The following is a 25354-nucleotide window of genomic DNA, read 5'->3' on the forward strand; positions in this document are numbered from 1 at the left end:
CTGGGCGCCGCCACCACCCGACTGGTGTTACAGCGAGCGCAGGCGACGAATCCTGTCACCGAGCGCGCGCTGAGACACCTGCGCGTTCGGTGCCATCCACTCGAAGGCGTGCGGGCATCCTTGGTACAGGTGCAACTCGGTCGGTATTCCGGCGTCGACAAGACGACCAGCGAAAGCGATACTCTCGTCACGAAAAATGTCGATGTCGCCGACGTCGATGTATGTATCAGGAAGATTCGCCAGGTCCGCCGCCCTGGCCGGCGCAGCGTACGGTGAGGTTTCGCCCGTCCCGGCCTGTCCACCCAGCAGCGCCTGCCAGCCGGTGACGTTGTCGTCGTAGGTCCAAGTCGCAAACGGCAGCAATTTCGCATCGGGCGTCGCTGTCCGATCATCAAGCATGGGGTAGATCAATAGCTGCTGGGCAACCCGTGGACCACCGCGGTCCCGGGCAAGCAGACTCACGCCCGCGGCAAGTCCCCCGCCAGCACTGTCGCCCATCACCGCCAGTCGTTCTGAATCAACCCCCAACGAAGTCCCGTGCGAAGCCAGCCACACCAGTGCCGCGTAGCAGTCTTCTACGGGGACCGGGTGGGGAAACTCGGGGGCTACGCGGTAGTCGACAACCAGCATCGGCACTCCAGATGCGGCGACGTAACCGCGCACAGCCGCATCGTATAACCCGCCAAGCTCATCCATGCCAAAGATCATCCCGCCACCGTGCGCGTATAGGACCGCGCTGCCCGGGCCGGTGACGTCGGCGCGGTGATACCAACTCAGCGAAATTGTTGCGCCATCGTCAGCGATCGTCGAATATCGGTCCACCTCCACTCCCTCGACGGCCGGTAGCGCCGCCACCAACTGACCAGACAGCTGTCGACTGCGGGCGCGGCGCGTCATGACATCGCCGACAGTCGGCCGGTCCCCCTCGGCCACCAACAGTGCTAGCGCTGCTTGCACCTGCGGGTCGAAACGGAAAGCCATAGCGTCCTCTCGCGATCAGCGATTCAGTGGCCGGTTCAGAAAAACTGCACAGAATTCGCACATCGCCGCTACGTTTCGTCGCTCTCGAAATCGGCAACCAACGAATCGATAGTGACCTCCGAGACAACGTTCATGTCGCCGTCGTAGATCTCGTACAACAATGCGTCCGGCGCGTCCGGGCGTGCGCCGAAAAAGACCACTCCGCCGCTTTCTCCACCACGCTCGAGATGAGGCTTCGGGTCGTTGCCCGTTAGCGCATAGTCACCGGCGCGGCGGAAACGATGCCCAGAAATCGAACCATCTTTCTCCACGTCCCACAGATGTTGCTCGCCCTCCAGCACAATGATGCTGGTGGCGGCGGCATGGCGGTGGATCGGACAATGTCCGCCGTCGCCTTGCCACCGGACGATCATATCCAGGGTTGCCGCCTCGCGGTCATAGCCGAGGATCGTGTAGTCGTGGTGAACCTTGTGTTTCGACCCTGGCCTTCCGGTCACCTCCCGCCACTTGTAGCGCGACGGGTCGAATGTGCTGTTGATCATCGTGTGACCTCCGATCACCGAGTGAATCTTGAAGGCGTACTCGGCTGACCTGCCGGATACGTAAGTAGCTGCGCCGCTCGGCAACGACGGGGGACTCCACAAGCGGGCAAATTCACCATCAGCGCGCGCGTCAGCGTCGACAACGACTCGGCTAGCGGCTTTAGCACGGTTACCCCCGCTCGCGCGCTCAGCGCGCGGGATCTCTTGTTCACCGCCGTACGCGGAACCGCCACGACCGAATACTGAACCAACACCCAAGATTCCGCAAGACCGGGCCCGAAAATGGCGCCACAATATGTCCCACCGGCGGCCTGGCGCTGATGTGGTCAACCAGGCGGTCTCAACTTCTGCCATCTCGCTGATTCTGGCAGCCAAAGCAACGTGAGAGGATCGCAAATTACCTTAACAAGTGAGACGGCACGTAAAACCCTGCCGCGCATTTCGCGAGTAAGCTGGCCGCAGTTGCAATTTCGCGAATCCCCACCAAACTGCGCATACCAGGCGCGTCACTACGGTCACTGACCCCACGTCGTGCGTAGGCTGAGCTCTGTTATGTCTCTGCAAAGAGTGATCCCAGCAATCGCCGGCGGACTGCTGGCGGTCACTGTGCTGGCCAGCGGATGCAGCAATACGATCGACGGCAGGCCGACTTCCTCGTCAGGTTCAGGACCAACCGAACCCTCCTTTCCAAGTCCGAGATCGAAGACCTCACCGCCGACCGCCATCGCGCCGACACCCGCAAATCCGACCACACCGGCCGGCACCATCCCGCTCGAGCCGGACCACAACGGTTACGTCTTCATCGAAACCAAATCCGGCAAGACACGCTGCCAGATCAATAAAAACAGCGTCGGCTGCGAGGCACCCTTCACCAATTCCCCGATGCAGGACGGCGAACATGCCAACGGGGTTAGCATCACTGCTGGCGGCTCGGTGCAATGGGTCCTGGGCAACCTCGGCGCCATCCCTACCGTGACGATCGACTACAAGACCTACGATGCTCAAGGCTGGATCATCGCCGCCACCACGGACGGAACCCGCTTTACCAACAATCGCACCGGCCACGGCATGTACGTCAGCATCGACAAAGTCAACACATTCTGAGCACCCGGCCGGTAGCTACGTACCATCAAAGCCGTGGCACGCACCGGCCCACCGGACGACTGCAAATCCCAGCCGCCCCACGACGCCAGCCTCGGCAAAGAAGGATTTCCGCCGGCAGGTCCGATCCGTCCGTCTTCACCTCCTATTCCGTCCATCGCACCCAGTCAGCCCGTTTCACCAATTTCGCCCGTTGCGCCCTACAGTTTTGACCCCCTCGATCCTGATCACCTACTCGCCGAGTCCACTCCGTGGTACAAAAAACCCGCCTGGCTGATCAGCTGGACCCTCGTTGTATTAGGCCTAACCGCGCTGATCGTCTACGGCATCATCGAGCTGGCGGGTGACACCCAAGACGCCAACCAAACTCCGAGCCCCGAGACACCGATTCCCACCACAACCACAACAGTGCCGCCGACCAGCACCACGCCACCGCCTACCAGCACAACCACTACGGCATCACCACCCACCGCCAGCTCCAAAGTCGAGCCGCCTCCCCCGCAACCGCCGCAACACCGGCCACGGCTGCCGCATGTGCCGGGCCTCCCGCCGCTGCCGACAGTAATTACCATTCCGCGAGTGCCAACGGTGATTACACTGCCGCCCCACTTTCCATAAGACGCCACCGGCGCTATGTCTATGCCCACCGCGACGCCGCTGATTGTCGGGTTCCGAGAAAACATAGGACTCGCTAGCCGCCAGCGGCGCTAGGGTAGACACCGGCCAACCGCGAGCGAAATAAGGACACAGGGTTGTGATATGAGCGAGGCGCTCGGGTTGTCGATCGGGGTCGCCAACCTGGTTGCAGCCCGGGTGAGGGCAGCTCCCGTAGCTCGCAGCTCCGTTTTGACACTGTTCGACCAAAGGGCCGCCGAAGTCAGTGTGCCAGAAGAGAACCCCAACTTGACCGAGCCTGGCATAGTGTTGCGGGGGTTTGTCGATCGGGTCGGGAATCAGACCCCGCTGGTCTCGGCAGATGGGACAAAGTACCTCGGCAACGATCTGACCGCCCGAGCGCTCGACGCGCTCGCACGCACCGTGGGCTCCGGAGCGCCGGTGACCATCGCGGTGCCCGCGTATTGGTCGCAAGGCCAGGTTGCCGCACTGCGCAACGCACTAGCCAGCCATCCGCATATGACATCCAACGGCGCCCCTCCAGCGTTGGTCTCCGACACAACAGCCGCGGTCGCGACCCTGTCCAGCAATCCGAGGTTCCCGACGGACGGCGTCGTGGTCCTTGTTGACCTCGGAGACAGCGGCACCAGCATCACGTTGACCGACGCCAGCTCGAACTATCAGCCAATTCACCCCACCGTCCGTAGCCGCCAATTTTCCGGTGCAGCTATTGATCAGCTCATTCTCAAGCACGTTCTCTCCGCGGCTCCCCGCGTCGACGCCGCCAACCTTTCGGACACCGCGACCGGAATGGGGCCGATGACTCACCTCGTGGGTGGTTGTCGTCGCGCCAAAGAACAACTTTCTGCGGCGACGATCACCACCATCCCGACGGCAGTGACCAGGTCGCCGAGCTCCGACCTGGATCTTCGGCTGTCGCGCAGCGAATTCGACCAACTCATCACGGGACCGCTGGAACAGTTCATCGCCGAAATCGAAGAAGCATTACAGCGCAACAAGATTCAACAAAACCACCTGGCTGCTGTGGCAACCGTCGGCGGCGGCGCCAGTATCCCGTTGATCACCGCACGGTTGTCGGAACGCTTGCGGGTGCCTATCTTCACTACCGCGCAACCCATGCTCAGCGCCGCTATCGGCGCGGCGGTGCTCGGCCAGGAGGGTTGGGCAGCGGCGGCCGCGACAGGTGCGGGACAAGCCGTTGACGAACCGACAAATATCGTCGGTGCCGCCGTTCCTCCGACCGAAGTGTCTCCGTCTGCATGGGCGAATCAGGCTGCCAACGCAGCCGCTGGCGAATCCGGCTCCGAAAACGTCAAGTCGGCAACGTACCGCGCCCTGGCCTGGTCTCAAGAAACCGGAGGCGATGAACCGGTCCCCTACACCGGCGTCGATGGCACGGGCGACTACGGCCGCGACGCGACAACCAAAGGCTACGAGGCGGATGTCGACCCGCGTTACGACACGACCAACGAAGATCAGTCTCCCGAAAAGCCCGAACCGGTTCCGTGGTACAAGCCCTGGGCGGCGGCCGTCGGCCTGGTCGCCGCCGGCACAGGCGTGCTTATAGCCGTGGTCTTGGGCTTGAAGCTGGGTTCCAACGACAACGCCCCCACCGATACCACTTCGTCAACCCAATCGACACCCTCACCAACATCGGAAATCGCTACCGTGACCGAGCCGAGTAACAGTCAAACCCCAACGGTGCTCCCGCCGCCACCCATCACTTCCACCGCACAGCCGCCAGTCACTACGACAACCACCCAACTCCCCACCACGCCGTCGAGCACAACCACCACGACGGCGTCCCCTCCGACATCGACGACGACCCAGCCGACCACGAGCATGCCCACAACGTCCTCGCAGGTTACGACAACACCGCCGACGTCCAGTCCTACCGCGCCCACGACAACGACGGCACCTGTGACGCCCACCACCGCGGCGCCGGGGGCCTGACGGGCTTAGAATCGTGGCGATGCGGACACGGACAGTGCGCACCCGAAGCACAGCAAGCCAATAGCGCGCGAGCTGCGGACTTGACCGACCTCGACCCGGCCGCCCGACAACACCAGTCCGCATCGCCCACACCCGATGTCAATTCGGGGACGCCGCGCAACAGCCCAGGTAGCTCGAACGTATTGTGCTCGAAAGGGCGACCAACCTTGGACTGTTGAATCGGATCGGCTACCGGACATTCCGCGACAACTTAGGACAACCTCTCTCGCGGTTAAAACCGCGCAGATGTCACTATGAGCAGGTCAAGCGGGCGCCAAGGACACATCGCTCGCAACCGACAAGGGTACGGCGTAGCAACGCCGAAGCGACTATGCATTGGAGAGACCTGCCGTGACCACGCAGACGCTCATCAGACTGATACTGGGCCTGGGCATGACCGCGGTGGTGGGAGCATTAGCGCTGCGGCGCGTCCTATGGCTATACCGATTGACGATGTCCGGCCAGCCGGCAAGCGGGCGCACCAACGACATCGGAACCCGGATTTGGACTCAGGTTACCGAGGTATTCGGCCAGCGCCGGCTACTGAGGTGGTCGTTGCCCGGTGTGGCGCATTTCTTCACCATGTGGGGCTTCTTCATTCTGCTCACGGTCTACATTGAGGCCTACGGGGTGTTGTTTCAGCCCAACTTCCATCTGCCAATCATCGGTCGCTGGAATGCGCTGGGCGCCTTGCAGGACTTCTTCGCACTGGCTGTCCTGACCGGCATCGTCACGTTTGCCATCATCCGGCTGCGTAGTGAGCCCAAAGAGCACGGCCGCCAATCCCGCTTCTATGGTTCACACAATGGCGGGGCGTGGATGGTCCTGTTTATGATCTTCAACGTCATTTGGACGTATGCCGTATTCCGCGGTGCGTCGGTGAACGCACTTGGCGATGAATTCCCCTACCGCGGTGGCGCATTCTTCTCCCACGCTATGGGCTCACTACTGCAACCATTGGGCCAAAGCGCCAACGAGATCATCGAGACCGTCGCGCTGGTACTGCATATCGGCGTCATGCTCGCCTTTCTCGTGATCGTATTGCACTCCAAGCACCTGCATATCTTCCTGGCGCCCATCAATGTGACGTTCAAACGGCTGCCCGACGGGTTGGGCCCGCTGCTGCCGATGGAGTCTGGCGGCAGGCCGATCGACTTCGAGAATCCCAGCGACGACGCCATTTTCGGCCGCGGCAAGATCGAAGATTTCACCTGGAAGGGCAATCTCGACTTCGCCACCTGCACCGAGTGCGGACGCTGCCAATCGCAGTGCCCGGCTTGGAATACCGGAAAGCCCCTTTCCCCCAAGCTGGTCATCATGGACCTGCGTGACCACTGGATGGCCAAGGCGCCATACATCCTCGGTGAGAAAAGCCCGGAGCCGCTGGAGGGCCTTGATCTCGAGACCGTTGAGCACGAGGGTCACCACGTCCCAGAGTCGGGATTCGGTCGGGTACCCGGGCACGGACCCGAGCAGGCAGCTCGCCCCCTGGTTGGCACAGCCGAACAGGGCGGTGTGATCGATCCCGACGTGCTGTGGTCGTGCGTCGCTTGCGGCGCATGCGTGGAGCAATGCCCGGTCGATATTGAACACATTGATCACATCGTCGATATGCGGCGCTACCAGGTGATGATGGAGTCGGAGTTCCCGTCCGAGCTGTCGGTGCTGTTCAAAAACCTGGAGAACAAGGGCAACCCGTGGGGGCAGAACGCAGCGGATAGGACCAGCTGGATCGACGAGGTTGATTTCGACGTCCCGGTCTACGGCGCAGACGTCGACAGCTTCGACGGCTACGAGTATCTGTTCTGGGTCGGTTGCGCGGGCGCCTACGACGACAAGGCGAAGAAGACCACCAAAGCCGTCGCTGAGCTTCTCGCCGTCGCGGGAGTGAAGTACCTGGTGCTAGGCACCGGTGAAACCTGCAACGGCGACTCGGCGCGCCGGTCAGGCAACGAGTTCCTGTTCCAGCAGCTAGCCCAGCAAGCTATAGAGACACTGGACGGATTGTTCGAAGGCGTCGAGAGCGTCGACCGAAAGATCGTCGTCTCCTGCCCGCACTGCTTCAACACCATCGGGAAGGAATACCGACAGCTAGGCGCCAACTACACGGTGTTGCACCACACCCAGCTGCTCAATCGGCTCGTCAGAGACAAGAAGCTGGTTCCCGTTACCTCTGTGTCGCGAGAAATCACCTACCACGACCCGTGTTACCTGGGGCGCCACAACAAGGTGTACGAGGCGCCGCGTGAGTTGATCGGTGCAGCCGGCGCCAAGCTCACCGAGATGCCACGCCACGCCGAGCGTAGCTTCTGCTGCGGCGCGGGCGGCGCCCGTATGTGGATGGAAGAACACATTGGCAAGCGGATAAACCATGAGCGGGTCGATGAGGCACTAGCCACCGACGCTTCGGCAATCGCCACTGGCTGCCCGTTCTGCCGAGTGATGGTCACCGACGGTGTCAACGACCGGCAGGAGGAGGCCGGTCGCAGCGGCGTTGAAGTGCTTGACGTCGCACAGGTACTACTCGGGTCACTCGACCGCGATACGACGAAGCTGCCAGCGAAGGGTACGGCCGCGAAAGACGCCGCAGCGCGAGCCGCCAAGACCGCCCCCAAGGCTGCGGCACCGAGCGCCGAGGCGCCGGCTGCCGCACCGTCCGAATCGGCCCCGAAGCCGGCAGCCGACACACCCGCCGCACCCGCCGCGCCGGTGAAGGGCCTGGGTATCGCTGGTGGCGCCAAGCGACCCGGCGCCAAGAAAGCCGCACCCCAAGCCGCGAAGGCCACCGCACCCGAAGCACCCGCCGCACCCGCCGCGCCGGTGAAGGGCCTGGGTATCGCTGGTGGCGCCAAGCGACCCGGCGCCAAGAAAGCCGCACCCCAAGCCGCGAAGGCCACCGCACCCGAAGCACCCGCCGCACCCGCCGCACCAGCTAAAGGCCTGGGCATCGCCGCCGGCGCCAAACGACCCGGCGCCAAGAAGGGACCAGCACAATCCGAGGCCAAGACGGCTACGACTGCCTCACCAACGCCTGCCGATGCTGAAACCCAACCAAAGCCGGAGCCGCAGCCAGCTGACCAAGCCGACCGCGACCAGGCTGCCCCCGCGGCACCAGTAAAAGGGTTGGGCATCACGCGCGGAGCTCGCCCACCCGGCAAACGCTAAGCAAGTTTTGCCACCTGTCAGCAAATTTCATTGGACAGCGATGGCACCATTGGTGACGTGACTACTCACCAGCTGCCCTGGCACACCTCGGGTCATCAGCGTCAGCGCCGGTTCGCACAGTCGTCCAAACTTCAGGACGTCTTGTACGAAATCCGTGGCCCAATACACCAGCACGCCGCACGCTTGGAAGCTGAGGGGCACCGCATCCTCAAGCTCAACATCGGCAATCCGGCGCCTTTCGGCTTCGAAGCTCCCGACGTGATCATGCGCGACATCATTCAGGCGCTGCCCGACGCCCAGGGATACTCCGACTCGCAGGGCATCCTGTCGGCCCGGCGTGCAGTGGTCACCCGCTACGAACTCGTCGACGGATTCCCACGCTTCGACGTCGGCGACGTCTATCTTGGCAACGGTGTCTCGGAGTTGATCACGATGACACTACAAGCCCTGCTCGACAACGGCGACCAGGTGCTGATCCCGGCGCCCGACTACCCCCTGTGGACTGCGTCGACCTCCCTCGCCGGTGGTACTCCCGTGCACTATCTATGCGATGAGACCCAAAACTGGCAGCCCGATATCGCCGACCTGGAATCCAAGATCACCGAGCGCACCAAGGCACTAGTCGTGATCAACCCGAACAACCCAACCGGCTCGGTCTACGGCCGCGAAATCCTTACCCAAATGGTCGATCTGGCACGGAAGCATCAGCTGCTGCTGCTCGCCGACGAGATCTACGACAAAATCCTCTACGACGACGCGCAGCACATAAACGTAGCCTGCCTCGCGCCCGATCTGCTATGCCTGACATTCAACGGCCTATCGAAGGCCTACCGAGTCGCCGGGTACCGCGCCGGCTGGCTGGCAATCACCGGTCCCAAGGATCACGCTGAAAGCTTCATCGAAGGGATCAGCTTGCTGGCGAATATGCGGTTGTGCCCGAATGTTCCGGCGCAGCACGCAATCCAGGTCGCCCTCGGCGGCCACCAGAGCATCGAAGATCTGGTGCTTCCCGGCGGCCGACTGCTTGAGCAGCGCGACGTCGCCTGGACCAAACTCAACGAAATACCCGGGGTGTCGTGCGTCAAACCGGAGGGTGCGCTCTACGCGTTTCCGCGGATGGACCCCGAGGTCTACGACATAGCCGACGACGAGCAGCTCGTCCTCGACCTACTGCTGTCCGAGAAGATTTTGGTCACCCAGGGCACCGGTTTCAATTGGCCGGCGCCGGATCACCTGCGACTCGTCACGCTGCCTTGGTCCCGTGATCTGGCAGCTGCAATCGAGCGACTGGGCAATTTCCTGGCCAGCTACCAGCAGTAAGCTGGCCACAAAACCAGCCGAAATCAGCTGCGCTCCAACATCTCCAACAAGTAGGCGCCGTATCCCGACTTGGACAGCGAGCGGGCGCGCCGGGCCAGCTGCTCGCCGTCAATCCAGCCCATCCGCCACGCTACTTCCTCGGGAATGCTGACTTTCAAACCCTGGCGGCGTTCCAGCGTGCGGACGAAGTCTGCGGCATCCAGCAATGAATCGAACGTTCCCGTGTCCAGCCAGGCTGTTCCACGGGCCAGCACCTCGACCACCAACCGGCCCTGATCCAAGTAGACCTGATTCACCTCAGTGATCTCGTATTCGCCGCGTGCCGATTTACGCAATCCCTTAGCGATCTCGATCACGTCGTTGTCATAGAAATACAGTCCCGGCACCGCGTAGTTTGACTTTGGGGTAGCCGGCTTTTCCTCAAGCGACAGCGCCACACCATCAGCGCCGAACTCGACAACACCGTACGCCGTGGGATTCGCAACCCAGTAGGCGAAAACCGCACCACCACTAATGGATTGGAAGCGCCCCAAACTGGTCCCCAGCCCAGGGCCGTAGAAGATGTTGTCCCCCAAGACCAACGCTACCGAATCGTTCCCGATATGGTTGGCCCCGATGACGAATGCCTGTGCCAGACCATCAGGCTGGTCCTGAGTTGCGTAGCTGATATTCACGCCCAAATGAGATCCGTCGCCCATCAGTCGATGAAAGGCCGGGGCGTCGTGTGGCGTGGTGATCAACTGAATGTCGCGGATGCCGGCCATCATCAGCGTTGTTAGCGGGTAGTAGATCATCGGCTTGTCGTAGACCGGCAGCAGTTGCTTGCTAATGCCCATAGTGATGGGGTACAGCCGAGTGCCCGAGCCGCCGGCCAAGATGATCCCGCGCATGAGTGGCTCCTAACGCCTCAGTCGGCTTCAATCGACCCGGTCGGCCTCGGCCAGATCAGTAGCCGCCAACGCCGACGCCAAATCCTTGTGCCAAAACACCGAGGTGACGTGATCATGGACTACCCGAAATGCTGCCGCGGCGCTTGCGACGGCGCCGGGAGCATCCTGGCCACTGATCTTCTGCTCAACCACCACGACGCCTTCGTGCACGTACATGCGGCCGAGCTCCGCAGTCGTCGCGATCTCGGCTGCCCACTTGCGCAGCGCCTGATGCCCTTGTGCGGCGCCGTGCGCATCACCGATGTCGATGTCGTCGCTGGACAAGGCCACCAAGGTCTCGACGTCGGACGCACTGAGGGCATCGTGCCAAGCCAAAACGGTGGCGATCTCCGATGTGGTCATGGTTTGCAAGTTACCCCGTATGCACCCATCCTGGTCGCAGGATTAGAGAGGCGTCCGTTTTAGCCACGTTTGCCATACCGTCTCGTCGCCGAACATCTCGATCCCGGTGTCGACGATCGGGACTCGCCGTACTATCGCCAGCAGCAGCTCGGTGGCTCCGCCGCGTAGCGCCACGGTGGCCTTGCCGTGTTGGTGTGACCAGGTAATCCGACCACCTGAGGTGCCGATCATCCATTCGCCGGCCACGCCCAACCCGGAGTCGGTGGCGTGCAGATGCATCATCGTGCCGTCCTCGAGTGGCAATGCTGTGCCCTGGGCCCCCGCCTCGATCGCGACACGCTCCAGCCATTCGCTGATTGCATCAGCCGCCACGCCAGGGTCGAGCGCGAAGTCACACCCAAGCGCGATTGCGGCATCTGCTCGATGCATCGCCACCTCGTGCAACCGGCGTCGGATCCACCAGTTCGCCGGTCGCGGCCCGAGGAAAGTCCAAACCGGCGTTTCCGGTCCAGTCAGCTCAACAGCATCGAGGACAAGCTGTGCGCCGCCGCACAACCAGGAGACAGCGCCGTCACGATCAGCCGGCGGCTTGCCGCCTTCGACACTGCGGGGATCGAGGAAGTGATCTAAGCGATCGCGGACGATTTGCGCCGCCCAGCGATCCCCACGCCCGACATGGCGAATCAGTTGGCCGAAGCTCCAGCCCGGGCAAGTCGGCACCGGATTGGACTCCTCAACGCTGCGCATCAACTCAGAAAAAGCGCGGTTCTGCTCGAGAAATAGCGCCGCATAGTCCACGCCGTCAGGCTACCCGGCGCTGCGATGGTCGCTGACGCCTGTTTGAAGACGGGTTGCCGCGTGTCGGGCCCCGGCATGTGGCGGCACGAAGCCGCTGAAATCGCCGCCGAACTTTGCCTACGGTCGGCTTTGCCGCTGATTCGCAAACGTCAGCGTCATACCCAGCGGCTGCGCACCGGTGGTGCTTCGGGCGCGGCCCAGGCCTTTGCGTAGCGGCTGCCGGATGCTTTTTGCAGGTCGCGGCTACGGTAGACCAAGTCTGGGCGCACCAAGTATCCAACCGGCGCGCTGAACATGTGGACCAACCTCGTGTAGGGCCATACCCCAAGCAACACAACAATGATCAACGCATGCAACTGAAACGTCCACGGCGCCTCAGACATCAGCTGCACTTCCGGGCGCAGCGTAAACAGGCTGCGAAACCACGGCGATACAGTGTCGCGATAGTTGTATCGGACGAAAACGTTGGACAGGGTGTTGAGCATCCCAGTGGCTAGCGCGCCCACCAGCAGTAGATACATGAGCTTGTCGCTACGAGTCGTCGCCTTGCGCACCGCCGGCACGGTGATACGCCGGTACAACAAGATTCCGAGACCGGCTACGACTGCGAACCCGGTAAGGGAGCCCATCGATACCGCCATGAAGTGGTAGGCGGGTTCGGATATTCCAACTGCCGCCGTCCACGATTCCGGAATGAGCAGACCGAGCACGTGACCACCGAATACGCCGAGCAGGCCGAAATGAAACAGCGGGCTGCCCAGCCGCAGCAATCGGCTCTCATAAATCTGGGACGACCGCGTGGTCCAGCCGAACTGATCCGCCCGGTAGCGCCAGACATGGCCCAGGACAAACGATGTCAGAGCAACATACGGCGCGATCATCCACAGTAGGAATGTCATCGGCGCCCCTCAGCCATAAGCGGGTCCACGGCAAATGGCTCCAGCCCTACGTCTTCCTCCGGCGGCCCCTGGGCGGCCAGCTCAGCAATCCGACGGCGATCGGCAGTACTGATCGACGGCAATGTCGTGAGCACGGCGGCCACGACGTTGGCGTAGATCGAATCGGAGTCCAGCAGCGATAGCCGCAACAGTTCCAGGACCGGCACATGCTCAACCAGCAAGCGCTCACCCTGTAATTGGTCGATGGTCGCCGCGAATTCGAGCACCAGCGGCAGGTAATCCGGCAATTCGCGATCACCCAGCGCCATCCCGGCATGACGGTAGGCGTGCTTGAACCGCAGCAACGCCATGCCGCGCTTGCGGGTGTCGCCGTAGGCGTAGTACGTCAGGTGCAGACTGGCCCGGCGGCGCATATCGAACGTTTCGACGTACCGCGCGGCGAGCTCCAGCGGATCTCCGTCGCAGAAATCACCCATAACGGCGATCAGCGGCGCACCCACCGCTTCGGGCAGCTCCTTCGCCGCAGTGGTGAGTTGATCGGCCATCGCAAGGGTCTCAGCGCCGGGATAGTCCAGCAGCAAGGCGGCAAGGCGCCACACCAACCGTCGGTCACGCTCAGACAGCGCGACAGCGTCGCCGGCACGTCTGCGACCAAGCGTCAGCATCTTGATACTCATTGCGCACTCACTTTGAGGGCACCAGCCCATCGGGGTTCTTGCCGTCCCAGTTGAGCAGGTTGACCCGGACCGACCCATTTTCGCCAGCAACACCGTTGGTGTTGGTGAGATGGAATTTGTTGGCCACAGCGTCGAACGCCGTCATTCCCGGCCCGCCATCGCCATCTAAGCTGCATCCGGTGGCCAATGCGTCAAGGCGGTGCGCGTCGGAACCGGCACCGTTGGGTATCACGTAGCGGTCGGCGTACTTGGCAATCGCCAACAACCGGTACATCGATTCAATCTCTTCGCCGGTCAGCCGAACCGATGTCGGGATTGTTTCGTCGAAGTCCTCACCCAAGTTCGCGGCGCGCATATACGAGCGCATAGCCGCAAGCCGTTGCAACGCAAGGCGAACGGGCCCGACTTCACCGGCGGTGAACAGCTCTGCCAGGTACTCGATCGGGACTCGGAGCGCGTCGATAGCACCGAACAAGTTATTGGTGTTCTCACCGTCGTGACCGGTCTTGGCGAGAACATCGACCACCGGGGACAGCGGCGGGATGTACCAAACCATCGGCATTGTGCGGTATTCCGGGTGCAGCGGAAGCGCCAGCTGATAGTCGACGATGAGTCGGTACACCGGCGAGTTCTGCGCCGCGTCGATCCATTCACTCGATATCCCCGCGCGCTCTGCCTCCGCGACCACTCGGGGGTCGTGCGGGTTCAGAAACACTCCGAGTTGCGCCGGGTACAAATCCGCTTCGTTGGGCACCGAAGCTGCCGCCGCAACAGCGTCAGCGTCGTACAACAGCACCCCGATGTAGCGCAGCCGGCCAACGCACGTCTCCGAACACACCGTCGGGATACCCACTTCGACCCGCGGATAGCAGAACGTGCACTTCTCGGCTTTGCCGGTCTTGTGGTTGAAGTAAATCTTCTTGTAGGGGCAACCTGTAACGCACTGCCGCCAGCCACGACACCGGTCCTGATCGACCAGCACAATGCCGTCTTCGCTGCGTTTGTAGATCGCGCCGGACGGGCACGACGCTGCGCATGCCGGGTTGAGGCAATGTTCACAGATACGCGGCAGATAGAACATGAACGTTTGCTCGAATTCGAGCTTCACATCCTCAGAAACCTTAGCCAGCAGCGGATCACGACCGACCTGTTCTGGCCCACCACCCAGGTCATCATCCCAGTTCGCGCCCCAAGTCACCTTGGTGTCTTCGCCGGTAATCAATGACTTGGGACGAGCCACCGGCGTGGTGTCCATAGCCGGCGCAGCCAGCAGGCTCTCATAGTCGTAGGTCCACGGGTCGTAGTAATCCGAAACCGTGGGCAAGTCCGGATTGGCGAAGATATTGAGAAGTCTGCGCAGCTTCGACCCGGACTTGAGCGTCAACTTTCCGCGCTTGTTAAGCGTCCAACCGCCGCGCCATTTCTCCTGATCTTCATATCGGCGGGGATACCCTTGTCCAGGGCGGGTTTCCACATTGTTGAACCAGGCGTACTCCATGCCGCCACGATTCGTCCAGGCCTGCTTGCAGGTGACGCTGCAAGTATGGCACCCAATGCATTTGTCTAGGTTCATCACCATCGCGAGCTGAGCCATGACCTTCATAATCAGTACTCCACCTCTTGCGAACGTCGCCTGATCGTGGTGACCTCGTCACGCTGATTTCCGGTGGGCCCGTGGTAGTTCAGCGCGAAGGACTGCTGAGCATAGCCCCCGATCAGATGCGAAGGCTTGATCATGATCCGGGTCAGCGCATTGTGGATACCACCACGTTTCCCGGTCTTCTCGGTGCGCGGCACGTCCACCGCCTTATCTTGGGCGTGGTACATGAAGACCAGACCTTCAGGCATCCGGTGGCTGACGATCGCTCGCGCGTTGACCACACCGTTGCGATTCGTGCATTCGATCCAGTCGTTATCCTTAACGCCAATCTTTGCCGCATCCACGTCTGACATCCAAATTGACTGCCCCCCACGGGAAAGCGTGAGCATGTACAGATTGTCTTGATATGCCGAATGAATGGACCACTTGGAGTGCGGGGTCAAATATCGCACCGTGACCCCTGCGTTGTTGTCTCCGACGGCCGGCTCGTCGAACAACGCTGTCATGTCCAGCGGTGGACGGAAGATCGGCAACTGTTCCCCCAGCTCGCTCATCCAGTCGTGATCGAGGTACAGGTGCTGCCGCCCCGTCAGCGTATGCCACGGCTTGAGTCGTTCCGTGTTGATCGTGAAAGGCGCGTATCGACGCCCCCCGGTCTCCGACCCGGACCATTCTGGCGAGGTGTTCACCGCCACCGGCCGGGACTGCGTATCAGCGAAACTGATCCGCCGTCCTTCGTTCTCCTTGGCAAGGTCGGCGAGCTCAATCCCGGTGCGCCGCTGCAACGCCTCAAAACCCTCGACGGCAAGTCGGCCGTTCGTGGTGCCCGACAACGCAAGGATGGCCTCGGCGGCATGAATGTCCTTGGCTAGCGACGGGCGCCCGACTGCCAGACCACTCACCACCGCGCCGTTGACCCCGCGCAGATATTCGACCTCCGCGTCAGGATGGGTCGTCACACCTTTGGTCGTGAGGCCGACACTCTCCACCATCGGCCCAAGCGCTGCCATCTTTTCGGCGACCGCCGGATAGTCGCGCTCCGCGACAACAATCCGTGGCATCGTCTTTCCGGGAATGGGCTCGCAGTCGCCCGCTTTCCAGTCCAGCACCCGTCCGCCGGGCTGTGCGGTTGCGTCAGCACTGTCGTGCTGCAGCGGCACCGCGATGATGTCTCGACGCTTGCCGAGGTGTTTTTCGGCGAGCCAAGAGAATCCGCGTGCAATCCGGTGGAACGCCTCGAAGTCGGTCTTGGTCTCCCATGGAGGCGAGATAGCCGGCGAGAAGGCGTGTACGAACGGGTGCATGTCAGTACTGGACAGATCATGCTTTTCGTACCAGGTAGCGGCCGGCAGCACAATGTCGGAAAACAGCGTGGTGCTGGTATTCCGGAAGTCCAGCGACAACAGTAGGTCCAGTTTTCCAACCGGCGCCTCGTCACGCCAACGCACCTCCTGCGGGCGTACGGCATCCTCGTCGCGCGCGGCGACGTTGGAGTCGGTGCCTAGCAGGTGCTTGAGGAAGTATTCGTTGCCCTTCGCTGACGAGCCGAGCAGATTCGACCGCCACACCGTCAAGCAGCGCGGAAAATTCTCCGGCGCGTCTGGGTCCTCACAAGCGAACCCAAGATGCCCGGACTTCAATCCGTCCACGACGTGCGCCGAAGCATCCTTGCCGAGCCGCTCGGCCTCATCGGCCAGATCCAACGGATTGCGATTGAACGTTGGGTAACTCGGCATCCAGCCAAGCCGACTGGCCAACGCGATGTCGTCGGCCACCGTTCGGCCCGCAAACCGGCCCTGGGCCAACGGCGACGCCATGACGTCCGAGCTGAACCGGTCATAGCGCCACTGGTCGGTCGCCAGATACCAGAACACGGTGCCTTGCATCTGCCGCGGCGGCCGCTGCCAGTCCAGACCGAAAGCCAGCGTCGACCAGCCTGTGATCGGCCGACACTTCTCCTGGCCGACATAGTGCGCCCAGCCACCCCCGTTCACGCCCTGACACCCAGTCAGCATGAGCAGGGTGAGGAACGAGCGATAGATCTGATCGGAATGGAACCAGTGGTTGGTACCGGCCCCCATCAAAATCATCGACCGACCGCCCGATCGCTCTGCATTATCGGCAAATTCACGTGCGACTCGTGCGGCCGCGGCTGCCGGAACGCCAGTGATCGGCTCCTGCCAAGACGGCGTATACGGCTGTGTCGCGTCGTCATAGCCCGCAGGCCAATCGCCGGGAAGCCCTTCGCGGTACACACCGTATTGCGCAAGCAATAAGTCGAACACCGTCGTGACCCGCTGTCCAGCAACAATTTTGGTTGGCACGCCACGTGTCAGCACCCCGGGACTATCGCTGTCGAACCGGGGCAGCTTCACCGCAGTCACATCACAGTCGGTGCCATACAGCGTGAGCAGCGGGTCCGTGCCCTCCAGGTCTAGATTCCACTTGCCCTCACCGGATGCTGTGAACCGGTGCCCGAGAGACCCGTTGGGCACCACGGCGTTGCCGTCCGAATCGAGGAGCACCGTCTTCGACGAGCTGCCTTCACCGGTGTCGCCAAGATCGGCTGCGGTGATGAATTTTCCGGGCAGCCAGTCACCGTCCCGCTCCACCAGTGTCACCAGAAAAGGCAGGTCGGTAAACCGTTTCACATAGTCTGAGAAGTAGGGCGTGGCCCGCTCGACGAAGAACTCCCTGAGAATGACATGCCCCATGCACATCGCCAGCGCGCCGTCGGTTCCTGGCCGCGCGGGCAGCCATTCGTCAGCGAACTTGGTGTTGTCAGCGTAGTCGGGTGAGACCACGACCACTTTCTGGCCCCGATAGCGCGCCTCAGTCATGTAGTGGGCATCGGGCGTCCGAGTTACCGGCACATTGGAGCCCCACATGATCAAATACCCGGCATCGAACCAGTCGGCGGACTCTGGCACGTCGGTCTGGTCGCCGAACACCTGCGGCGAGGCCACCGGGAGATCGGCATACCAGTCGTAAAACGACAGCATTGACCCGCCGAGCAGAGAAATGAATCGGGCGCCAACAGCATGACTGACCATCGACATCGCTGGTATCGGTGAGAAACCGGCGACCCGATCAGGTCCGTAGCGCATAATTGTGTACACGTGCGCCGCGGCGGCGATCTCAGCAGCCTCCCACCACTCGGCGCGAACAAAACCGCCCTTTCCGCGTGCGGCCTTGTAGCGACGGGACTTCACCGGGTCATCAACGATGTCGGCCCAGGCCAGCACCGGATCGTTGAGTCGCTCTTTGGCGGCGCGGTAGTACTCCAGGAGAACTCCACGAATGTACGGATAACGCACCCGCGCGGGCGAATACGTGTACCACGAGAAGGAAGCACCGCGGGGGCAGCCGCGGGGTTCATACTCCGGTTTGTCGGCGCCGACGGACGGGTAGTCGGTCTGCTGGGACTCCCAGGTGATGACCCCGTCTTTGACGTAGATTTTCCACGAACATGATCCGGTGCAGTTAACGCCGTGCGTCGAGCGGACCACCTTGTCGTGCGCCCAGCGGTCCCGGTAGAAGCCGTCTGCCGACCGGCCACCGATCTTGTGCAGCGCATGGTGATCCGGGGAGAACTCGCCGCGATGAAAATATTTGCTCAATCCAAGGAGGGCGTCGGCAGCGCTTGGGCGATTCTGGTTCAGATCGACCATGGCGGCTCCTCTTGAATAATGGCCATCTCGCGGTAGTTCACCGAAGGGTAAGGGAGTTTTTTGGCTGATCAAAAAATACGCACGAGCCCCCACCGGCGGTTGTGCGCTCGCTTTAACACCATAGTCACATTGGCTGCGCATTCCGCCCGCTGTACGGCATCCATCGCCCCGAAACGCGCTGCTCGCAGGCGCCATTGGCCAGGCGTCGCGACCACGTACCGAACCAGCGTCACAGCCTCGAATTCAGCTTTTTTCTTGCCGTTAACACATGTTTGGCGCGTCGACACAAGCCCGCACTCACGGGCTCGGGAGTGCGGCCGCGCGTTGTTCAACAAGTAACCAACGAACCCGCGCTCAGCTATCGCCGCATGGTGTTGTCGACGATTTGCTAGGGCCGTCGCACGCCGAGCCGGAATACTTGCCACCCGGCCCGCTGCCAGCGCGCGACATCAAGACAGTTGCGCCCGTCGACAATGACGCGGGCCCGCACTCGGTCCGCTAAGCCGTCGGGATCGAGGTCGATGAACTCCTGCCACTCGGTAAGGACCAACACCGCGTCCGCACGCTCGCTGGCCTCGGCTACCGACACCGCGTAGTTCAGGGTTGGGAAAAGCCGATTGGCGTTGTCCAGGGCTTTCGGGTCATAGACGTTTACCGTGGCACCATTGAGCTGCAACTGGCCGGCGACATTCAGCGCAGGGGAATCGCGCACATCGTCGGATTCTGGCTTGAACGCCGCACCGAGCACGGCAATGTTGGCGCCCAATAACGAACCACCGCAAGCCGCGGTGGCCAATTCGACCATCTTGGTGCGTCGGCGCATGTTGATACTGTCCACTTCACGCAGGAACGTCAGAGCTTGATTGGCTCCTAGCTCCCCGGCCCGGGCCATGAAGGCGCGGATGTCTTTCGGCAGACAGCCACCGCCGAAACCCAAGCCTGCATTCAGACATTGACGTCCGATGCGTGGGTCGAATCCAAGCGCGTCGGCCAACAGGCTGACGTCGGCGCCAGCCGCCTCACACACCTCAGAGATTGCGTTTATGAACGAAATCTTGGTCGCCAGAAAGGCGTTCGCCGACACCTTGACCAACTCGGCAGTCTGCAAATCCGTAACCAGGAACGGCACGCCTTTGTCCACCAACGGACCGTAAAGTTCGCGAGTTGCCTGCTCGGCCCGCACTGATCCCTCTTGCACCCCAAGAACAATCCGATCTGGATTCAACGTGTCGTGCACGGCGAATCCCTCACGCAAGAACTCCGGATTCCACGCGATTTCGACGTCGACCCCCGGGGGGGCCAGCGCGGCGGCCCGCTGTCCCAGCTCGGCTGCGGTGCCCACCGGGACCGTGGACTTTCCAACGAGGACAGCCGCCCTTGTGAGCCTCGGCACCAGCGTGTCGATGACAGCATGGACATGGCGCAAATCGGCCCCGTACTCACCCTTCTTTTGCGGCGTGCCCACCCCCAGGAAATGCACGTCAGCGAATTCGGCCGCCATGTCGTAGTCAGTAGTGAAGCGCAGTCGTCCTGCGGCAAGGTTGGCAGTCAACAACTTTCGTAGGCCGGGCTCGTAGAAGGGAATGTCGCCACCGGCGAGCTTGGCGACCTTGCCCGGATCGATGTCGACCCCGATCACTTCGTGTCCCAACTCCGCCATTCCTACGGCGTGGGTGGCTCCCAGGTAACCAGTGCCGAAGACCGTACAACGCATAACACCGTGTGTAGGCTGCCGCGATGAGCGAACTGCATCGAAACACTGAGCAGCAAGCAAACGGCAAGTGACAGCTAACCGGCGAAAACCGTGCAACCACCGGCTGTATCGCACCATCGCCGGCCGCTGCCACCCCTGGCTGGGACGACGCCCCAGCCAACCGACAACAGCGCGAACCCAGCAGCAGCGAAGGACCTAGCGAACCCGCGCGCCTATACTACGTGGACCTCATGAAGTTCCGGTACGAACGCGACGGCGTCGGGCCTCGCTGACCCTGGTATTTCGACCCCACTCCCGAACTCCCGTATGGGTACTGCGACGGGCTGCTCAGTCGCAGGATGCACAGCTGACCTATTTTCATCCCCGGCCACAGCGCGATCGGCAGATTGGCGACATTGGACAGCTCCAGGGTTATGTGGCCGCTAAAACCGGGATCGATGAAACCTGCGGTGGAGTGGGTGAGCAATCCCAGCCGACCCAGAGATGACTTACCTTCCAGCCGTCCCGCAAGGTCGTCAGGCAGACTGAAGAGCTCCAGCGTCGAGCCGAGCGCAAACTCGCCTGGGTGCAACACAAACGGGTCCCCGGCTGCTGGCTCGACCAGGCTGGTTAGTTCATCCTGCTGCTGCGCGGGATCGATGTGCGTGTATCGGGTGTTGTTGAACACCCGGAACAAACCATCAAGACGGACGTCGACACTGGACGGTTGGACCAGGGAGTCGTCGAATGGATCGATGCCCACCCGCCCGGCAGCGATTTCGGCCCTGAGGTCGCGATCGGAGAGCAGCACCCATCGAGCGTATCTGCCGCAGACTGTCGGGCCGTCGGGGCAGCCGCCTTGATAGCCGCGAACGGCATCGGGTTTGTGTCACCGGCTGCGCGACCCGGGTAACTGCCCACTTAGCGCAGGTAGACTTCTCTGCCGGTGGGGTATCCGCCTCCGGTGGTTGTGACGTGGACGTGGTCGTAGTGACCGGCCCCCGATTGCCGAGCACTCGTCGGCGTGTAGTAGGTGCCACGCCAAATTGCATCTTGCATCCCGAATCGAGCCGCGTTCTTCAACACGAATGCGACAACCGCGTCTCCCAGCGCGATGCCGTGCGCAGTACCAGGGTTGGGAATCATCACATCGAGAGCCAAACCGTTGGGATGCCATCTCAGCGGATCGGCCCGAACACCGCCTATCTCGTGAATCTCCGGGAACCTTGCGCTGATGCTGCGAGCGGCCAAGATGGTTCGGACCTGCAATCCCCGCTCTGGTGCGACCCCGGCCGGCAGAAATCGAGATCGAGCGGCTACACGCCACCGCGACGCGGCGGCGAACCGGGCTGCCGAACTCCTAGCCGCGGCGTTCATGGACATGTCCGGGCGGAACGCGATCGGTGATGTCGCCACGAGCTCCACGCAGCAGGGGTCCATGTCACCAATAACGGAATCGGAATCGTCGCGGCCACTGAATGGTTGGATATCGCCACCTGCGGTGAACAATACGGCTGTGGCAGCGACGATGATGACCAGGAGAGGCGACCCTTTTCGACGCTTCCTGGTTAATGTATGCGCACCCACGGCAGGCATATTACGACATGATAACGAAATAATAAATGTGGAGTTCATAATTCGTGGTCATGTAGGTCGAAGTGAATGGATAAACGAGGTTAGGCATCACCCACGGCGACACTTGACCAGGCATACATCGATACCGGGTTCCATGCCGAGGAAACCCAGAGGACCGGCAAGTACGCGGCTTCGCCGCTGGTGAGAGGATGATCAGACGCTGCCGACACAGGGAGGGACACTGGGTTGCCCGTAAATGTCACGCAGTGGCTCGAACAGCGCCAGATCATGATCTATCTCGCCGGGCTGGCCGCCGGCGCAGCGGCAGGACTGGCCTGGCCCGCAGCCGGACCGACCTGGGCCGCCACCATCTACCCCGTGCTGGGCACGTTGCTCTACGCGGCTTTCCTGCAGGTGCCCTTCACCCGACTGACAGCTGTCGCCGGGGATACGAGATTCCTCGCAGCGGTGCTGTTGCTGAACTTCGCCGTTGTCCCCCTGGCGGTGGCAGCACTCACCGCTATGGTGTCGCTGCCACAAGCGGTTTTGCTGGGAGTGCTGCTGACCCTGCTTACCCCTTGCGTCGACTACGTCATTGTGTTCTGCGGCCTGGCCGGCGGCGATCAACAACGCCTGCTTGCCACCGCACCAGTGCTGATGCTGGCCCAGATGCTGGCACTACCCCTGCTGCTGTGGCTGTTCGTCGGATCCGAATTGGCGGATGTCGTGGAAGTGGGCCCGTTCGTGGAGGCATTCCTCGTCCTGATCGTGCTGCCGCTGGCGCTGGCGTGGGCTACCGAATCACTTGCTTCCCGCCGCCGCACCGGCCAGAAGATCGCCGCGGTGATGAACAGCGCGATGGTGCCCCTGATGACCGCCACCCTGTTTGTCGTGGTGGCCAGCGAATTCCCCAAGGTCCGCGAACAAACCGACCAGGTCGTGTGCGTCGTTCCGCTCTATGCGGCATTCCTACTCGTCATGGCGCTGCTGGGCCTCGCCACCGCCAAGCTATTCCGGCTGGACGCAGGCCGCGCCCGGGCGCTCATTTTCAGCGGCGCCACCCGAAACTCTCTGGTTGTGCTGCCTCTTGCGCTGGCTTTGCCCCAAACGTATGACATCACACCGGTTATCGTGGTCACCCAGACCCTCGTCGAGCTCGTCGGCATGGTCGCCTATGTGCACATCGTCCCCCGACTAACCCCCGGATAGCCGGCCGAAGCTCACGCAAAACAGCACAAATATGCGTCCGGCCTCAGCACCGGGGCCATTCGAAGAACCTGCCCACACATTCGTGGCAACCCGGTGACGAACCCAGTTCCGACGACCGTATCTCGGCACGGATGCTAGCCTTTCCGGGCAACCGCGCCGATGTAGTTCAATGGCAGAACATCAGCTTCCCAAGCTGAATACGCGGGTTCGATTCCCGTCATCGGCTCCACATCCGGCAGGGCGAAAATACTGTTCGAAGCATTCGAAAATCGGCCTCAACATCACGTGAGTGTCACAGCCAGTGCCAATCGGGAATATCGTCTTGACCTCGGCCACGGGGGTCGCCCATGCCGAAGGTCTCCCCGCTGGCGCGTTTAGGTGTGGCATCAGGCCCGCCATCGAGACCCGCCTGCGCGCCGTTCGGCGATATCCACCGCTGCAGGACGCTCACATAGTCATAGTCGGTGCCCCCGCCGACACAGGCTCTGCTGTGACTTTCTAATCTATCCAGAGGGCCAATTATGACCGCGCCCCGGTGAGCAAACCCGTAGCAAGCAATGCGGACTGTCCCAGCTCCGATCGTCGCCCTGCGGTTAGCGACGGAGGCATCGTGGATGTAGTAAGCGGCGGCGCTGCGCCTGTTCTCGTAGCGTTGAAGTCCAACCTGATGGCTGCAAAGCCCACCAAATGATGACTCATCCGACGCGGGTATGGGTCGGCGCGATCGGCGTAACCTCGGTCGTGGCAGTGGTCGCCGCATTACTAATCTTGTGGCGTTACAAGACACCCACAGGTCGCGTCTCATCGCTGGTGTAAATGGTCACGGGCGTAGGTTCCGTCGCAACCGACGAAAGCTATGAAGGAGGGGCTACGCCCGTGACCAAGCGAGTATCGCCGATTGAGCGTGTGCGTGTTGAGATGGATCAGTTGTTCGCCGCGACCGAGCGGCCGTTGACCGAGATTTTGGAGGAGGTCGGGCGGTTATCGGTGCGTCTGGTGTTTCAGGTCGCCGTGGAGGCCGAGGTAGAAGCAGTGTTGGGCCGAGCCCGTCACCAGCGTCGGGTTCAGGACGGCCCGGGCGGGTACCGCAATGGGTATCAACCGCCGGCGACGGTGAAGACCACGATGGGCTCGGTCGAATTATGCCGCCCGAAACTACGCGACACCGACGAGCGGTTCTGTTCGCGGCTATTCGGTGCCGGGGTGACGCGCACCCACGCTCTGGAGGCGTTGGTGATTTCGGGATGGGTGCGCGGTTTGTCGGATCGCGACATCGAGGCCGCGTTGGCCGAGGTGCTGGGCTCGCAGGCGGCGTTGTCGCGCTCGACGGTGAGCCGGATTTGTGCGGCCATCAAAGACGAGTTCGCTGCGTGGTCGTCTCGACGCCTTGATGAGCTGGTGTTGGACTACCTGTTCTTGGATGCCTCGAACTTTCGGATGCATCCCAACGCCCCGGCCGAGCCGGTGCTGGCCGCCTGGGGCATCTGCACCGACGGCAAGCCCCTGTTTATTGGGCTGGCCCCAGCCGCAGCGGAGTCGGCTGATGCGTGGGCCGACTTCTTGGCTGACCTGAGGAACCGGGGACTACGCCCGCCGCTACTGGGCATCTCCGACGGGGCGCCGGGCCTGATCGCCGCATGGGAGACCACGTTTCCGGCAAGCCTGCGTCAGCGGTGTCTGATCCATCGCTGCCGTAACGTCATCGCCAAGACACCTGTCGCGGTCCAGGACGAGATCAAAGCCGCGTTCTGGTCGATCTTCGATGACATTGACCAGCCACCCGGCCAGCAGGCCGTGGATGAAGCCACCCGCCGCGCCGAGGAGTTCACCACCACATACCGCGGGCTCTACCCAGCCGCGGTCGCTTGCCTGGCCAACGACTTCGCCTCGCTGAGCGTGCATTTGCGCTTCCCCCGCCAACACTGGACACGCATCCGCCATTCCAACCTCATCGAACGCACCTTCGGAGAATCCCGTCGCCGGGTCAAGGTCATCGGCCGCCTACCCGGCGAAACCAGCTGTCTGTCGCTGGTATGGGCCGTCCTCGACCGCGCCAGCCGCGGCTGGCGCGGAGTCACCCAAACATCAGCGACCAGCCGCCACCTCCAAGAACTACGCCACCAACTGCTCGAGCCACCCCGCCCACTGCATCCCCCCACCACAACAACCACGACCGACACCACCGCCGCGTAACATGACCACC

The 25354-nt window shown here is 62.2% G+C and carries 20 protein-coding genes and 1 tRNA gene; 8 read left to right on the plus strand and 13 right to left on the minus strand.

What is annotated here, in order from left to right; genetic code table 11:
- Positions 1-27: 27 nt before the first annotated feature.
- On the minus strand, positions 28-981 hold the full coding sequence (locus tag ACO07W_RS09300) for an alpha/beta hydrolase (RefSeq protein ID WP_421842600.1): 954 nt from the start codon (positions 979-981) through the stop codon (positions 28-30).
- 68 nt (positions 982-1049) lie between these two features.
- On the minus strand, positions 1050-1523 hold the full coding sequence (locus ACO07W_RS09305; protein ID WP_421842601.1) for a hypothetical protein: 474 nt from the start codon (positions 1521-1523) through the stop codon (positions 1050-1052).
- 552 nt (positions 1524-2075) lie between these two features.
- Between ACO07W_RS09305 and ACO07W_RS09310 the strand changes: the two genes are divergently transcribed.
- The 5 genes from ACO07W_RS09310 (at position 2076) to ACO07W_RS09330 (ending at position 9737) form a co-directional block, all read left to right on the plus strand.
- On the plus strand, positions 2076-2627 hold the full coding sequence (locus ACO07W_RS09310; protein WP_421842602.1) for a hypothetical protein: 552 nt from the start codon (positions 2076-2078) through the stop codon (positions 2625-2627).
- Positions 2628-2660: 33 nt separating this feature from the next.
- On the plus strand, positions 2661-3242 hold the full coding sequence (locus ACO07W_RS09315) for a hypothetical protein (RefSeq protein WP_421842604.1): 582 nt from the start codon (positions 2661-2663) through the stop codon (positions 3240-3242).
- Between the two features lie 141 nt (positions 3243-3383).
- The gene (locus ACO07W_RS09320) at positions 3384-5213 is read left to right on the plus strand and encodes an Hsp70 family protein (RefSeq protein WP_421842606.1); all 1830 of its coding nucleotides are present in this window, start codon (positions 3384-3386) and stop codon (positions 5211-5213) included.
- A 390-nt stretch (positions 5214-5603) separates the two neighbouring features.
- Complete coding sequence (locus ACO07W_RS09325) at positions 5604-8417, plus strand: heterodisulfide reductase-related iron-sulfur binding cluster (protein ID WP_421842608.1); 2814 nt, start codon at positions 5604-5606, stop codon at positions 8415-8417.
- A 30-nt stretch (positions 8418-8447) separates the two neighbouring features.
- The gene (locus ACO07W_RS09330; RefSeq protein WP_421842610.1) at positions 8448-9737 is read left to right on the plus strand and encodes a pyridoxal phosphate-dependent aminotransferase; all 1290 of its coding nucleotides are present in this window, start codon (positions 8448-8450) and stop codon (positions 9735-9737) included.
- A gap of 23 nt (positions 9738-9760) precedes the next feature.
- On the opposite strand, the gene rfbA is transcribed toward ACO07W_RS09330, so the two are convergent.
- From rfbA to ACO07W_RS09380, 10 genes are all read right to left on the minus strand, one after another.
- The gene (rfbA, locus tag ACO07W_RS09335; protein ID WP_421842612.1) at positions 9761-10627 is read right to left on the minus strand and encodes a glucose-1-phosphate thymidylyltransferase RfbA; all 867 of its coding nucleotides are present in this window, start codon (positions 10625-10627) and stop codon (positions 9761-9763) included.
- 27 nt (positions 10628-10654) lie between these two features.
- Positions 10655-11029, minus strand: a complete 375-nt coding sequence (locus ACO07W_RS09340) for a nuclear transport factor 2 family protein (RefSeq protein WP_421842614.1) — start codon at positions 11027-11029, stop codon at positions 10655-10657.
- 42 nt (positions 11030-11071) lie between these two features.
- Entirely contained in the window at positions 11072-11827 is a 756-nt protein-coding gene (locus ACO07W_RS09345; protein ID WP_421842616.1) for a maleylpyruvate isomerase family mycothiol-dependent enzyme, read from the minus strand.
- Positions 11828-11982: 155 nt separating this feature from the next.
- The gene (gene narI, locus ACO07W_RS09350) at positions 11983-12726 is read right to left on the minus strand and encodes a respiratory nitrate reductase subunit gamma (protein ID WP_421842618.1); all 744 of its coding nucleotides are present in this window, start codon (positions 12724-12726) and stop codon (positions 11983-11985) included.
- Complete coding sequence (narJ, locus tag ACO07W_RS09355) at positions 12723-13403, minus strand: nitrate reductase molybdenum cofactor assembly chaperone (RefSeq protein ID WP_421842620.1); 681 nt, start codon at positions 13401-13403, stop codon at positions 12723-12725. Before narJ ends, narI begins: the two co-directional genes overlap by 4 nt.
- 7 nt (positions 13404-13410) lie before the next feature.
- Entirely contained in the window at positions 13411-15006 is a 1596-nt protein-coding gene (gene narH / locus ACO07W_RS09360) for a nitrate reductase subunit beta (RefSeq protein ID WP_421842622.1), read from the minus strand.
- A gap of 2 nt (positions 15007-15008) precedes the next feature.
- A complete protein-coding gene (locus ACO07W_RS09365) occupies positions 15009-18674 on the minus strand; it encodes a nitrate reductase subunit alpha (protein WP_421842624.1) in 3666 nt (1221 codons plus the stop codon).
- Positions 18675-19062: 388 nt separating this feature from the next.
- Entirely contained in the window at positions 19063-20388 is a 1326-nt protein-coding gene (locus tag ACO07W_RS09370; protein ID WP_421842626.1) for a UDP-glucose dehydrogenase family protein, read from the minus strand.
- A 217-nt stretch (positions 20389-20605) separates the two neighbouring features.
- The gene (gene dcd, locus ACO07W_RS09375; protein WP_421842628.1) at positions 20606-21178 is read right to left on the minus strand and encodes a dCTP deaminase; all 573 of its coding nucleotides are present in this window, start codon (positions 21176-21178) and stop codon (positions 20606-20608) included.
- A 110-nt stretch (positions 21179-21288) separates the two neighbouring features.
- Positions 21289-21954: a hypothetical protein gene (locus ACO07W_RS09380; protein WP_421845898.1), complete on the minus strand. Its 666-nt coding sequence runs from the start codon at positions 21952-21954 to the stop codon at positions 21289-21291.
- A 276-nt stretch (positions 21955-22230) separates the two neighbouring features.
- Between ACO07W_RS09380 and ACO07W_RS09385 the strand changes: the two genes are divergently transcribed.
- Positions 22231-23151: an arsenic resistance protein gene (locus ACO07W_RS09385; RefSeq protein ID WP_421845899.1), complete on the plus strand. Its 921-nt coding sequence runs from the start codon at positions 22231-22233 to the stop codon at positions 23149-23151.
- Positions 23152-23306: 155 nt separating this feature from the next.
- Positions 23307-23380: transfer RNA gene (locus tag ACO07W_RS09390), tRNA-Gly, on the plus strand.
- Positions 23381-23443: 63 nt separating this feature from the next.
- Here the strand turns inward: ACO07W_RS09390 and ACO07W_RS09395 are convergent.
- Positions 23444-23602 (minus strand): hypothetical protein, encoded by a 159-nt coding sequence (locus ACO07W_RS09395; protein WP_421842630.1) that lies wholly within the window; start codon positions 23600-23602, stop codon positions 23444-23446.
- 467 nt (positions 23603-24069) lie between these two features.
- Between ACO07W_RS09395 and ACO07W_RS09400 the strand changes: the two genes are divergently transcribed.
- Positions 24070-25344, plus strand: coding sequence for an IS256 family transposase (locus tag ACO07W_RS09400; protein ID WP_421840071.1), 1275 nt, complete (start codon positions 24070-24072; stop codon positions 25342-25344).
- Positions 25345-25354 lie beyond the last annotated feature (10 nt).

The organism is Mycobacterium sp. (assembly GCF_965230835.1).
Lineage (GTDB): Bacteria > Actinomycetota > Actinomycetes > Mycobacteriales > Mycobacteriaceae > Mycobacterium.